The 13,150-nt window shown below is 60.3% G+C and carries 12 protein-coding genes; 7 read left to right on the top strand and 5 right to left on the bottom strand.

The genetic code is table 11. The features are described 5' to 3' along the window. Both P3T18_RS21610 and P3T18_RS21605 read left to right on the top strand, forming a co-directional pair. Positions 1–2,247, top strand: coding sequence for a molybdopterin cofactor-binding domain-containing protein (locus P3T18_RS21610; RefSeq protein WP_429302004.1), 2,247 nt, complete (start codon positions 1–3; stop codon positions 2,245–2,247). Between the two features lie 13 nt (positions 2,248–2,260). After that, the gene (locus P3T18_RS21605) at positions 2,261–3,538 is read left to right on the top strand and encodes a c-type cytochrome (protein ID WP_429302003.1); all 1,278 of its coding nucleotides are present in this window, start codon (positions 2,261–2,263) and stop codon (positions 3,536–3,538) included. 53 nt (positions 3,539–3,591) lie between these two features. Here P3T18_RS21605 and P3T18_RS21600 read toward each other — a convergent pair whose 3' ends face one another. The 3 genes from P3T18_RS21600 to P3T18_RS21590 form a co-directional block, all read right to left on the bottom strand. Next, a complete protein-coding gene (locus P3T18_RS21600; RefSeq protein WP_429302002.1) occupies positions 3,592–4,701 on the bottom strand; it encodes an NADH:flavin oxidoreductase/NADH oxidase in 1,110 nt (369 codons plus the stop codon). Between the two features lie 69 nt (positions 4,702–4,770). Further along, positions 4,771–5,004 (bottom strand): hypothetical protein, encoded by a 234-nt coding sequence (locus P3T18_RS21595; protein ID WP_429302001.1) that lies wholly within the window; start codon positions 5,002–5,004, stop codon positions 4,771–4,773. A 266-nt stretch (positions 5,005–5,270) separates the two neighbouring features. Then, a complete protein-coding gene (locus P3T18_RS21590; RefSeq protein ID WP_429302000.1) occupies positions 5,271–6,230 on the bottom strand; it encodes a LysR family transcriptional regulator in 960 nt (319 codons plus the stop codon). 102 nt (positions 6,231–6,332) lie between these two features. Here P3T18_RS21590 and P3T18_RS21585 point away from each other — a divergent pair, with 102 nt between their 5' ends. From P3T18_RS21585 to P3T18_RS21575, 3 genes are all read left to right on the top strand, one after another. Further along, a complete protein-coding gene (locus tag P3T18_RS21585; RefSeq protein ID WP_429301999.1) occupies positions 6,333–7,355 on the top strand; it encodes an aldo/keto reductase in 1,023 nt (340 codons plus the stop codon). Positions 7,356–7,492: 137 nt separating this feature from the next. Next, positions 7,493–8,287, top strand: coding sequence for an SDR family NAD(P)-dependent oxidoreductase (locus tag P3T18_RS21580; RefSeq protein WP_429301998.1), 795 nt, complete (start codon positions 7,493–7,495; stop codon positions 8,285–8,287). Positions 8,288–8,604: 317 nt separating this feature from the next. Next, positions 8,605–9,834 carry an MFS transporter gene (locus P3T18_RS21575; protein ID WP_429301997.1) on the top strand — a complete coding sequence of 410 codons (1,230 nt, stop codon included), beginning with the start codon at positions 8,605–8,607 and terminating at the stop codon, positions 9,832–9,834. 33 nt (positions 9,835–9,867) lie between these two features. Here P3T18_RS21575 and P3T18_RS21570 read toward each other — a convergent pair whose 3' ends face one another. Then, positions 9,868–10,293: a phosphate-starvation-inducible protein PsiE gene (locus P3T18_RS21570; protein ID WP_429301996.1), complete on the bottom strand. Its 426-nt coding sequence runs from the start codon at positions 10,291–10,293 to the stop codon at positions 9,868–9,870. Between the two features lie 91 nt (positions 10,294–10,384). Next, the gene (locus P3T18_RS21565; RefSeq protein WP_429301995.1) at positions 10,385–11,362 is read right to left on the bottom strand and encodes an alpha/beta fold hydrolase; all 978 of its coding nucleotides are present in this window, start codon (positions 11,360–11,362) and stop codon (positions 10,385–10,387) included. Positions 11,363–12,143: 781 nt separating this feature from the next. Here P3T18_RS21565 and P3T18_RS21560 point away from each other — a divergent pair. Further along, entirely contained in the window at positions 12,144–12,671 is a 528-nt protein-coding gene (locus P3T18_RS21560; RefSeq protein ID WP_429301994.1) for a DsbA family protein, read from the top strand. 38 nt (positions 12,672–12,709) lie between these two features. Continuing rightward, positions 12,710–13,048: a BON domain-containing protein gene (locus P3T18_RS21555; protein WP_429301993.1), complete on the top strand. Its 339-nt coding sequence runs from the start codon at positions 12,710–12,712 to the stop codon at positions 13,046–13,048. The last annotated feature ends 102 nt before the right edge of the window (positions 13,049–13,150 follow it).

Below are 13,150 nucleotides of genomic sequence, written 5' to 3'. Positions count from 1 at the left end.
ATGTCGCAGGGATTGCTCGATGCACAGAACGGCAAGCAACCCGGCACGGCTGCCACGGGGCTGTCGCGGCGCACCTTTCTGAAGTTCGGCGTGAGTGTCGCGGCGGTGTCCGGCGGCGGTCTGCTGATCGGCTTCAGCGTGACGGCTCGCAGTCAGGGCGCACAAGGCGACATACGCAAAACCGTGATTGGCGGCGACGGAATCGAGACGCCGCAGGATGGCGTATTCGCGCCGAACGCGTTCGTGCAGATCGACCGGAACGGCAAGGTCACGCTGGTCATTCCGAAAGTCGAAATGGGGCAGGGCGTGTACACGTCGATCCCGATGCTCATCGCAGAAGAACTCGAAGTGCCGCTCGACACCGTCACCGTCGATCACGCCCCGCCGAACGAAAAGCTCTTCACGGACCCGCTGCTCGGCGGTCAACTCACGGGCGGTTCGACCTCGATCCGCTATGCGTGGGAGCCGATGCGGCGCGCGGGCGCAACCGCGCGCATGCTGCTCGTCAATGCCGCCGCGCAGCAGTGGCAAGTCGATCCGGCCACCTGTCATGCCGACAACGCACACGTGATTCATGCGGCGAGCGGGCGTAGCGTCGGCTATGGAGAGCTGGTCGATATCGCGGCGAAGCTGCCCGCGCCGCAAAACGCGGCCCTGAAAGATCCCAAAGACTTCAAACTGATCGGCACGTCGGCGAAACGGCTGGATTCGCCGGAGAAAGTGGACGGCAGCGCGCTGTTCGGGCTCGATGTCCGTCTGCCCGACATGGTGTATGCCGCGATCGTCAATTGCCCGGTGTTTGGCGGAACGTTGGCGAGTGTCGACGACACCGCCGCGAAAAAAATTCCGGGCGTACGCCAGGTCGTGAAAATCGATAACGGTGTGGCGGTGGTCGGCGATCACACGTGGGCTGCGAAGCGCGGCGCGGCAGCGTTGAAAATCGTGTGGAACGAAGGTGCGGGCGCAACGGTGTCGATGAAAACGATCGTCGACGATCTGGCGGCCGCGTCCGAACGCAAGGGTGCGGTCGCGCGCAAGGACGGCGACGTAGGCAGTGCATTTTCAAATGCGAAAACGCGCGTGGATGCGATCTATCAGCAGCCCTTTCTCGCGCACGCGACGATGGAGCCGATCAACTGCACGGTGCACGTCAAGCCGGATGGCTGCGATATCTGGGTCGGTACGCAGGTGCCCACTCGCGCTGTCGATACCGCCGTCGCAGTAACGGGTCTGCCGGCGGAGCGTGTAGTCGTGCATAACCACCTGCTGGGCGGCGGATTCGGCAGACGGCTCGAAGTGGATGCGATCACGCAGGCCGTGAAGGTGGCGAAGCAGCTGAACGTGCCGGTCAAGGTGACGTGGACGCGCGAGGAAGACATCCAGCACGACATGTACCGGCCGTACTACTACGACAAGATTTCGGCGGGGCTCGACGCGAACGGCAAGCCGCTTGCCTGGCAGCACCGCATCGTCGGGTCGTCCATCATCGCGCGATTCGCGCCGGCGTTCGTCAAGAACGGTGTCGATCCGGACGCGGTGGAGGTTGCCGCCAGCCTTCCGTACGACTTGCCGAACCAGCTGGTCGATTATGTCCGCGAGGAGCCGCATGCCATACCAACGGCATTCTGGCGCGGCGTGGGTCCGACGCGCGGCACGTTCGTGGTCGAAAGTTTTATCGACGAACTTGCGGCGCAGGCGAAGATCGATCCCGTGAAATACCGGCGCGATCTGCTCGGCAAGTCGCCGCGAGCGCTGAACGTGCTGAACGTCGCCGCGCAGGCCGCCGGTTGGGGCGCCACCTTGCCCAGCGGTCAGGGGCGCGGCGTTTCGGTGATGCACGCGTTCGGCAGCTTCTTTTCGATGGTGGCGGACGTGAGCGTGGAGCGTGGCGAGGTGAGAGTGAACCGCGTCGTGTGCGCTGTCGATTGCGGCATGGTGGTCAATCCGAATACCGTGGAAGCCCAGATTCAGGGCGGCGTGATTTTCGCGATTACGGCCGCACTGTATAGCGAAATCACGATCGAACGCGGTCGCGTGCAGCAGAACAATTTCACCGACTACCGGATACTGCGCATCAACGAGACGCCGGATATCGAGGTGCACATCGTCAGGAGCGGCGAAGCGCCGGGTGGAATCGGCGAGCCGGGCACGGCGGCGGCCATGCCCGCGATTGCCAACGCCATCTATGCGGCAACCGGAAAACGGCTGCGCCATTTGCCCGTGGGCAGTCAGTTGCAAAGCGCGTAACGGGAGCCCTACGATGAAAAGCACACTGAAGGCCATTGCCGCCGCATGCGCACTTGCGCCTGCCTGTTTCGCGACGCTCGCTCACGCAGCCGACGCCGCGCTCGTTCGACGCGGCGCTTATCTCGCCAAAGTGGGCGATTGCACGGCGTGTCATACCGTGTCGAACGGCAAACCGTTTGCCGGCGGATTCAAAATGTTGACGCCGATGGGCGCGATCTATTCGACCAACATCACACCGGACCCGGACACCGGAATCGGCCACTACAGCGAAGCCGATTTTGCGCGCGCCATGCGCGAAGGCGTGGCGAAAGACGGGCACAATCTGTATCCCGCCATGCCTTATCCGTCGTATGTCAAAACGACGGACAGCGATATTCACGCGCTGTACACGTACTTCATGAATGGCGTCGCGCCCGTGCGGCAGCCGAATCGCGAGTCCGATATCAAGTGGCCAATGAATATGCGTTGGCCGCTCAAGTTCTGGAACATGGTGTTTCTGGACAAAGGCGTGTATCAGGACAAATCCGGTAAGGATGTTGCCTGGAACCGTGGCGCGTATCTGATTCAGGGGCTCGGACACTGCGGCTCGTGCCACACGCCACGCGGTATCGCCTTTCAGGAGAAAGCGCTCGACGAGAGCGGCAGTGCGTACCTGAGCGGTGGTCCGGTCGACAACTGGTTTGCGTCTAACCTGACGGGCGATCACAACGTCGGCCTCGGACGCTGGTCCGAAGCGGACATCACCCAGTTTTTGAAAACCGGCGCTAATCAGCATGCGTCGGCATTCGGTGGGATGACGAGCGTGATCAACAACAGCAGCCAGGCGATGACCGATGCCGACCTCGGCGCGATGTCCCGCTACCTGAAGTCTTTGCCGGCCGCCGGCGGTAATGGCCGCGCGCCGTATTCATACGACCCGAAGCCGACGAAAGTCTCTCTCACGCGTCCCGCCAACGACGCGGGCGCGCGAGTCTACACGACCTATTGCATGCATTGTCACGGCGCCGATGGACGCGGTTTCGCGCCGCTCCTTGCGCCTCTCGCAGGCAACCCAAACGTGCTGCAGAGCAGTTCCCTGTCGCTCATCAACGTCACGCTGAATGGTACGGAAGATATCGTGCTGGACGGCATTCCCGCGCCGTTCCCGATGCCGAACTACGCGTCCGTACTCGACGACCAGCAGATTGCCGATGTACTGAGCTTCATTCGTGCAGGGTGGAATAACGGTGCGCCGGCGGTCACGGCGGACGAGGTCGCGAAGCTGCGCAAGGACACGCACGCGGCACGCTGAGCGGTGACGTTCGGCCCTGTCTTCCGGCCGGACGTCACCGCACTTTCCGCGCGCTATTGGCTTTCGAAGAGATCTTTGAAGCGACGCGGTTGCGAGCGGTGATACGGGGACGGCGCGTGAATGCGCGCGCCGAGTTCGGCGGCGGCGTGCCACGGCCAGCGGGGATCGTAGAGAATCGCGCGGGCGATGGCGATGAGATCGGCGTCGCCGGTGCCGATGATGGCTTCCGCCTGCTCGAATTCCGTAATCAGTCCCACGGCAATGACCGGCATTTTTTGCACCGCCTGTTTAACCGCGCGCGCCAATGGCACCTGATAGTTGGGTCCCACGGGAATCTTCTGGTCCGGATGCAAACCGCCGCTCGTGATGTGAATAGCGTCGCAGCCGAGTTTCTCGATTGCCTGCGCGAACGTGATGGTCTGTTCGAGGTCCCAGCCGCCTTCGACCCAATCAGTCGCGGAAATTCTCACCGTGACTGTCTTGTTGGCTGGAAACGCGTCCCGTATGGCGCAGAAAACTTCGAGTGGGTAGCGAATCCGGTTTTCCACCGAGCCGCCGTATTGATCGGTGCGCCGGTTGGACAACGGCGAGATGAATTGATGCAGCAGATAGCCGTGACCCACGTGCAGCTGGATCGCGTCGATACCGATGCGATCCGCGCGGCGCGCCGCGGCAACAAACGCATCGCGCACGCGCAGCAGGCCGTCGCGGTCCAGCGCAGTGGGCGCGAAATGTCCCTCGGCGTACGCGACATCGGAGGGACCTTCGGTTTGCCATCCCAAGGTCGAACCCGGCGCGAATTGTCCGGCTTTTTTCCACGGCACTTCGGTCGACGCCTTGCGTCCTGCGTGGCTCAACTGGATGGCGACCGGTATGTCCGAGCAGTGGCGGATCGCTTCCAGTGTGCGGCGCATGGCAGCTTCGGTTCGGTCGTCGTATAGCCCGACGTCGGCGTAGGTGATCCGGCCTTCCGGAACGACGGCGGTGGCCTCGATGGTCAGCAACGCAGCGCCGGAAATCGCCAGATGACCCAGATGAACGAGATGCCAGTCGTTCATGCAGCCGTCGATTGCCGAGTACTGGCACATCGGCGCAATGACGATGCGGTTTTTCAGGTCCAGCTTTCCCAGCTTGATCGGCGTGAAAAGAGCGGGTTTCGCCAAGATAGCCTCCAGACGTTGGCTGGTGTTCGCGGATTGCGCACACCGTCAGACCATGGAATGCGGGCCGTTTTAGCGGCCGAAAAAGGGCGTGCAGAAACTGACGGGACCGACACACGTGTCGGGGTCCTGATCAGTATTGGTGGTGCGAAAGCGATGGTGTTTGCCAGCCTGGTCGATCTGGCCGGACGATGAGGGCGATGCAGTCTGCCCGGCCGGTTGCGACGAAGTTTGCGCGTAACCCAGCGTCGAAACCAATGTCGAGACCAGCAGGCAGGCGAGCAATCCAGGCTTGATGAGCTTCATGGCGACCTCCGTTGACTTTCCACACAAGGCAGAGCTTTGCAGGCCGGATACCGGCAACTGGCCGCTGGTGAAAAGGTGCCCGCGCGGCAGCAGCGGGCACGAAGGACAGACCGTAATCTGTCCCGAGGAGACACAGCAGCGAAAGCTCGCCATACACAGGCCCATGTTGACCTGGATGGACTTCAACAGCTTTCGCGATTCGACGGATTTATTTGATTCGCCCTGTGCGGGGAATAAAAATTTGATCGACGGTTATGTTGACCGCTTCACGCGACCACAGCTTTGCGCTTTCGCTGTGCCGGCGTGGGGGCTTTAGTTGCTGCTTTCGCCGGTAGGTCACTCGAAGCCAGCAAGGTAGTGCGAAAGTTCTCGACCAGCGGCCGTAAGTTGATCCGATGCCACACGGCCCACAGCGCGCTGCGGTAGCCGAACCATGGCAGTTCGTGCAGCACCACACCTTCCGGCGCCTGATGGCGAAGGCTGCGTTGCACCATTGTCAGGCCGAGTCCGGCCGCCACGAGCCCCAATGCCGCGAGCGGTTCGGTGGCTTCCATGGAAATGTCGGGTGTGAATCCCGCTTTCGCGCAGGCCGCAATGAAGTTGTCGTGACGTATCAGACCTTCCTTGTGCATGACGCCGATCCACTTCTGTGCGGCGAGGTCGTCGGCGGAAAAACTGCGCGACGTGGCCAGCGGATGTCCTTTCGGAATAGCGAGCAGCATCGGATCGTCGAGTACGCGGGCGCAATCGAGTTCGGGGTCGTCCGCGGCGGGCGGCTCGCAGACCAGCGCGATATCGAGGCTGCGTTGCCGTACGCCGACAATCTGCTCGGTCGAACTGTAGCTGTACAAGGCGATATGAACATCCGGCCTGTCTTCACGAAGCTTTCGCAGCGCGGTGGGGAGCACGCCCGAATGCATGGCGTTCTCCAGATAGCCGATGCAAAGGCCGCCTTCGTCGCCACGCCCGAGCCGGCGCGCGAGCGATTCGAGGCGGCTCGCGTGCGTGAGAAAGGCTTTGGTTTCTTCGAGAAACGTGCGGCCGTCTACGGTCAGACGAATACGTTGCTGCGATCGTTCGAACAGCGTCAGGCCGAGCTTTTCTTCGAGTTGTGCGATCTGGCGGCTGAGTGGCGATTGTGAAATATGCAGACGTTCGGCCGCTTTGCCGACGTGTTCGTCTTCGGCGACCGCAACGAAATAATGCAACTGACGAATGTCGAGCATTTAAGACCTCTTGCGACTTAGTTGTTCCATATTATGTCTTGGACAGACTTAAGTTGCCAACCTAGACTTGCATCCACTTTTACCTCTTCTGGGAACAGAACGATGAGCATCAAGGATAAATTGCCCGCAGGTACGCTGCTGGGCTTCGGCGCTGCGCCGCTGGGCAACATGTTTCGCAATATCCCCGACGAAGAAGCGCTCGCGACGGTACAGGCCGCGTGGCAGCAGGGCGTTCGCTACTTCGACACGGCCCCGTTTTACGGTGCCGGTCTGTCGGAAATCCGGCTTGGCGAAGCGCTGGCGCAATACAAGCGCAGCGACTACGTGCTGAGCACGAAAGTGGGGCGCGTGATTCTCGATGAAATCGAAGACGTGAATGCCCGCGACCTCGGCGAAAAAGGCGGTGTGTTCGCGTTCGGCCGCCCGAATAAAATCGTCAACGACTACTCGGCGGACGCCACGCTGCGCTCCATCGAGCAGTCGCTCAAGCGCTTGAATACCGACCACATCGAGATCGTCTGGGTGCATGACGTCGCGCAGGATTTCTACGGCGACGAATGGCTTTCCGTATTCGAGAGCGCGCGCAAAGGCGCATTTCGTGCACTGACGCGTTTGCGCGAAGAGGGCGTCATCAAGGCATGGGGTCTCGGTGTCAACCGTGTCGAGCCGTGCGAACTGGCGCTCGATCTCACCGAAGCACAGCCGGATGGATTCCTGCTTGCCGGCCGTTACTCGCTGCTGGATCACAATCGCGCATTGCAGCGCCTGATGCCGGCGGCGGCTGCGGCCAAGGCTGAAATCGTGGCGGGCGGTCCGTATAGCTCGGGCATTCTCGCGGGCGGTCCGAATTTCGAATACCAGAAAGCCGCGCCTGAGATCGTCGCGAAAGTAGAGCGCATCAAGGCGATTGCCGCGCGTCACGACGTGAGCGTGAAGGCGGCGGCGTTGCAGTTCGTACTCGCCAATCCGGCGGTCGCAGCGGTCATTCCGGGCGCCAGCCGTCCCGAGCGTATTGCGGAAGATCAGGCCGCGGTGAAGGAAGTCATTCCGGCGGCATTCTGGAGCGACATGCGTGAGCAGGGTCTCGTTGCCGCGAATGCGCCGCTTCCCATCGACAAGGCGTAAAAAGACTGGCCGTCGGCGGCATTGTGTGCGCGCCGGCGGGCCTCTCTGACAAATCGCCTGTCAGCGAACTAGAATCAAGCGCTGCTTCTCGAGAAAGTACGCGGTGAAGCAGCGCCCCTTTTACAGCGGAGTCTAAAGTGAAAATCGATCTTTCCGGCAAGTCGGCACTGGTTAGTGCATCGAGCGCAGGCATTGGCCTCGCGATTGCGAAGGGTCTCGCGGAAGCGGGCGCCGAAACCATCGTGAATGGGCGAACGCAGGAAGCCGTCGATCGTGCCATCGCCACCATTCGCGAGACCGTACCCGAAGCGAAAGTTCGAGGTGTAGCCGGTGATCTCGGCTCGCGCGCGGGCGTCGATGCATTTCTGAAGTCCGTACCTGCCACGGATATTCTCGTGAATAATCTCGGCTTCTTTGGTCCGGGCGATATCTTCAGTACCGAAGACGAGGAATGGGAACGCTATTTCCAGATCAACGTGATGTCGGGCGTCCGACTCACTCGTGCCTATCTCAAGGGCATGATGGAAAAGAAGTGGGGCCGCGTAGTGTTCCTTTCGTCCGAGTCCGGGCTCAATATTCCGCCCGACATGCTGGCTTACGCATTTTCCAAAACGGCTCAACTCGGCATTTCGCGAGGTATCGCAAAGTTTGCCGCGGGTAGTGGCGTGACCGTCAATTCGGTGCTGCCTGGGCCGACGCTCTCGGACGGTGTGCGTGCCATGCTGGCGGATGCCGCAAAAAGCGAAGGCAAAACGATCGAACAGAAGCTGAACGAATTCGTGCTGGCCACACGCGGTTCCTCGATCATCCAGCGCGCGGCGTCGACGGAAGAAGTCGCGAATATGGTGGTGTATGTGTGCTCGACTCAGGCGTCGGCAACGACAGGCGCCGCACTTCGCGTGGACGGCGGAATCGTCGACACGATCGCGTAACGATCCGGCTGGCGCGCCGTTCGCCCGAACGGCGCGCTCGAACCGACGCAATGTCGGTTTATCGGCCATACGGATTCGATGGGCGAAGAATAAAAAATCGCGCAATAGAACACTTGTCTGGCGCCGCAAAGAACGATGCTGTTATTCAGCCATCGGCGGACAAGACGCTCGTGTAACGAGCCGGTCGATCTCGTCGAACACCCACAACGGGCGCCGATTGCGAGAACGAACTTCTTGTCGGGTTGCCCCGTCCCTGAGCAGATTTCAATGAACCTAAATATCGTAAGGATGGCGTTCCGGTGATCGGGAGAGAAGACATGCTTGAAAAGGCTTATGAAGCACAATGTGAGAAAGTCACGGTGCACTGCACGAAAGCGTCCGAGGCGCGCAAGCGGGGACTCGCGCTGTTCGCGCTGGCACTCGGCAGCTTTTGCATCGGCACTTCCGAGTTTGCCAGTATGGGTGTTCTGCAACTGTTCGCCGGCAGTCTCGGCCTGAGTATTCCGAAGGCGACCCATGCAATTACGGCCTACGCATTCGGCGTGGTGATCGGCGCGCCGCTCGTGACACTGCTCGCCGCGCGACTCAATCGACGCACTTTGCTGCTCATCCTCATCGGCCTGTTCGTGGTCGGCAATCTGCTCTCGGCGGCTGCAATGAATCTCGGCATGCTGGTCGCCGCGCGCTTTATCAGCGGACTGCCGCAGGGCGCGTATTTCGGTGCGGGCGCGGTGGTGGCATCGTATTTCGTCGGCGAAGGCAACTCGGGCAAGGCGTTCGCCATGGTCATGTCGGGGCTGACCGTCGCGACCATTGTCGGCTCGCCGCTGGCCACGTTGCTCGGTCAGAGCCTCGGCTGGCGGGAAACCTACGTGATCGTCGCCATCCTTGCCTTGATCGCACTGGCGGCGCTGTGGGCGTGGATCCCGCACAACGAAGCACTCAACGGCGGACCGCTCAGGCAGGAACTCGGCGCGCTGCGCAAACCACGCGTCTGGACCACGATGATCGTCGCCGCGCTCGGCGTCGCCAGCATCTTCGCCGTCTACACCTTCATTGGTCCGTTCGTGACCGACGTCGCGATGCTTCACGCCAGGGTCATTCCGCTCGCGCTGGCACTCTTCGGCATCGGGATGACGCTCGGCAATCTGATCGGCGGCCGTCTTGCCGACTCGCATGCTTCCCTTGGCGTGATACTCGGCTTTGGTTGTGCGCTCGTGGTGCTCGCCTTGCTCGCGCTTTTCGGTGCGCACGAATGGGTGCTCATGATCGCGCTATTCGGCGTCGGCATGACCATGATGACGGCTATCCCGACCATTCAGGTTCGTCTCACGCAATTCGCCCCCGAGGCGCCAACGCTCATGGGCGCAATGAACCTGGCCTCGTTGAACGTGGCGAATGCAATCGGCGCGGCGGCCGGTGGTTTCGCGATCGGAGCGGGATACGGCTTGCTGTCAGCGGTCTGGGCCGGCTTCATTCTGACGGCTGCGGGTTTGATCGTATTCGTGGTGACATTGGGCGGCGCGGAGCAGCCCGTGCCGGCATGACGCGATATCGTTGCGTGCTTCGGTACGTGCCCGCTACTTCTCGAACTTGCTGTCGTCCTGCGTGGGGAATTTGACCTGTCCGATCCGGATCAGCAGCACGCCGAGCGCCAGAACGAGAATGGCGCCGGCGGTTTCCAGCATGTGCGATCCCGTGGCGGTGCCGTTGCCGAGGATCAATTCCCGCGCGAGCGCCACCATGGCGATGTACAACGGGAAGCGGACGGGCAACTGTCCAGCCTTGAAGTACTGGCCAACCATAGCCAGTACTTCGAGATAGAGGAACATGAGCAGCAGGTCGGTCAGCGTCACGTTGCCGACCAGAACCATGTTCTTGATTTCCTGACCCATTGCCGCCACGGCAGCGAGTGCGGTCGCGACGAGCCCGATGAACTCCGCGAACAGAAGGTATTTATTGAACCGCACGCGAACCGTCGTGAGATGGTCGGGGGGCAACTCCATGTCGTCACCTGTTCGGCGTATTCGTGCGGTTCCCTGAAAGACGCGCAGAGTTCGCGCGCCTGTTGTTTACCTTCTGTTCGATGTGGCGTGCCTAGCTCTTCAGGAAAGCCAGAAGATCGGCATTGACCTTGTCGGCTTCCGTCGTGCACATGCCATGTGGTGCGCCCGGATACACCTTGAGCGTGGAGTTCTTGATGATCTTGGCCGACATGCGTCCGGCCACGTTGACGGGAACGAGTTGATCGTCGTCGCCATGCAGGATCAGCGTGGGCACGTTGATCTTCTTGAGATCTTCGGTGTAGTCCACCTCGAACTGCTTGACGCATTGATACTGACCGAGAATGGAGCCGGCCATGCCTTCGCGCCAGAACTCATCGATCGTTCCTTGCTCGACCTTTGCGGTCGGCCGGTTGAAGCCGTAGAAAGCCATGGCAAGGTTCTTATAAAACACTGAACGGTTACCCGTCAGGTTGTTGCGAATGCCGTCGAATGCCGCTTCGGGCAAGCCGTCGGGATTGCTGTCGCTTTTGAGCATCAGCGGCACGACGGCGCTGATGAGAACCGCTCGGGATACGCGAGACGTACCGTGGCGTCCCATATAGCGCGCAATTTCACCGCCGCCCATCGAGTGGCCGACCAGCATGGCGTCTTTCACATCGAGTGCTTTCATGACCGCGGCGAGATCTTCGGCGTACGTATCGACGTCGTTGCCGGACGCGGATTGACCCGATCGACCGTGGCCGCGGCGGTCGTGTGCGATGACCCGATATCCGTTCTGCACCAGAAAGAGCATCTGGGCGTCCCATGCATCCGCATCGAGCGGCCAGCCGTGCGAGAGCACGACCGTTTTGCCTGTGCCCCAATCTTTATAGAAGATCCGCGTGCCGTCTTTCGCGGTGACATATTCCCCTTCGCCATGCGAGGCGTGCGAAGCAGAATGAGTGCGTGTGGTTCCCGTTGCCGCAGCCATTGCAATAGCCGGTGCTGTCATCGCTGCGACTGCCGCGCCGGCACCGGCTGCCAGTACATGACGGCGATTGGTCGGAGTGTGGGTGCTGAGTTCGGTCATCTTGTCCTCTGGTCTTCTTGCGCTGAGCTGGGATACGCCCGGTCAGTTTCCGATTCGGCATTTGCGCTACCCGAGATAAAACTCACGGTAAATCGGACTCTGGCCTATGGGGCTTCGGCATGCAGAGTAAAAATCACAATGCGTAGCCATCCTAGCGTGCAGGAATAAGTATTTCTTTCTGCAACGCACGGAAAACCGGAGAAGCGATCAGGAGAATATATCGGCATGTATTGACCGTAGACCGACTCGGCACTAACGGTCGTGAGTGGCCTGTACGAGACAGAGCCATTGCTTTGAGTCGTGGGTGCTTTCCGTTGACGAGCATTTACATGCGCTGACTTTTATTAAATGGCCGTGTGCGGTTTCCTGATCGGGAGATTCGGCCGTTGTTTTGGCGAGAGTACATGCCTCGATACGACTGGCGCCATTCCCCTGATAGGTTTTGATTGTGTACGCCAGAGTAGAACTCGCCATGCATGTCAGAACGAGCGTAGCTCCAATAACCGTTGCTTTCATGGAATACCTCGTTTGACGGAGTGTGTTGAGAGTGGCATTGAACCGGTGCGGAAGAACGATTCGAGTCGGACTGTTTGCCTAGCATAGGATAGTCGTGCGGACGAGTCATGGCTTATTTTGGAAATGGCGTGAGCGAACGGTTTTTGTCTAAATCCCACGTAACGTATGCGAAGTCGTATCGCTTGGTTTAACGTTACAAGCGTGGAATGGATGTCATTCTCGACGGTGCAACTTGCAACGCCGTGTTCGTGAAATGGAATGGACAATGAAAGTGCTCACTTATCCGGTCGGCGATATCGATCACCTCTCCGGTGCCGAAGACGCGGCAGTAACGCTAGTCGAATACGGTGATTTTCAATGTCCGTATTGCGGCGAGATGTATCGTGTCATCAAGGAAGTGCAGGCGGAGATGGGCAATCAGTTGCGGTTTGTCTTCCGTCACTTTCCGCTCACCAATCTGCACCAGCATGCCATGCATGCGGCGCAGTTCGCGGAAGCCGCCGCGACGTTCGGTAAATTCTGGCAAGCGCATGACACGCTTTTCGAACACCAGTTCGAACTGGATGATGAAAGCCTGGTTCGCTATGCAACCGGACTCGATGTCCCCGTGCGCGACGTCTCGCTTGCCTTCGAAGGAAAGTATGACGACATCATTCGAGAGGACTTCAACGGCGGCGTGAAGAGTGGAGTCAGCGGCACGCCCACGCTGTTTGTGAATGGCCGGCGATACGAGGGGCCGCCCGAGGCGCATACTATTAGTGCGGCGCTGCGAATGGCGATCAGTCATGCGTGAGCGCTATCGTCGGTGAACTGGTCTGGAGAGAGGCAAAGATGAACAGAAAAATCTTGTGCGCGGTACTGGTAGGCATCGCAGCAATCACGGCCGTGCCGTCCTATGCGCAGACAGACGGCACGCCTGCCGTTACCGCGTCGAAAAAAGCGACACCGGCGGACCGCGCATTGGGTAAATCCGTGCGTCGCGCGCTTAGCAAGGCGCCGGGGTTCGACGTATCGGGTGTATTCGTTCGGGCGCGAGGCGGCGCGGTGACGCTGAGCGGTTCGGTGAAGAGCGGTGCGCAGATTCAGCAGGCGCAAGACGTTGCGCAGTCCGTGCAGGGTGTTCAGTCAGTCACGAACAAGCTCACCCTCTTTCATGGTGGCAATGGCTGAACTGCGCGGCGCGATTGACTCGCTCTCTTCATACTATTGAATGCGAGGCAGAGTGGGCATCGAACTCCGCAGTTGAAACCGGAAACGGGGAGTTCTGCAGTC

Source organism: Paraburkholderia sp. GAS199 (assembly GCF_050436585.1).
Lineage (GTDB): Bacteria > Pseudomonadota > Gammaproteobacteria > Burkholderiales > Burkholderiaceae > Paraburkholderia.
The sequence above is the reverse complement of the archived record's forward strand: the minus strand, read 5'-3'. Positions and strand labels throughout refer to the sequence as shown.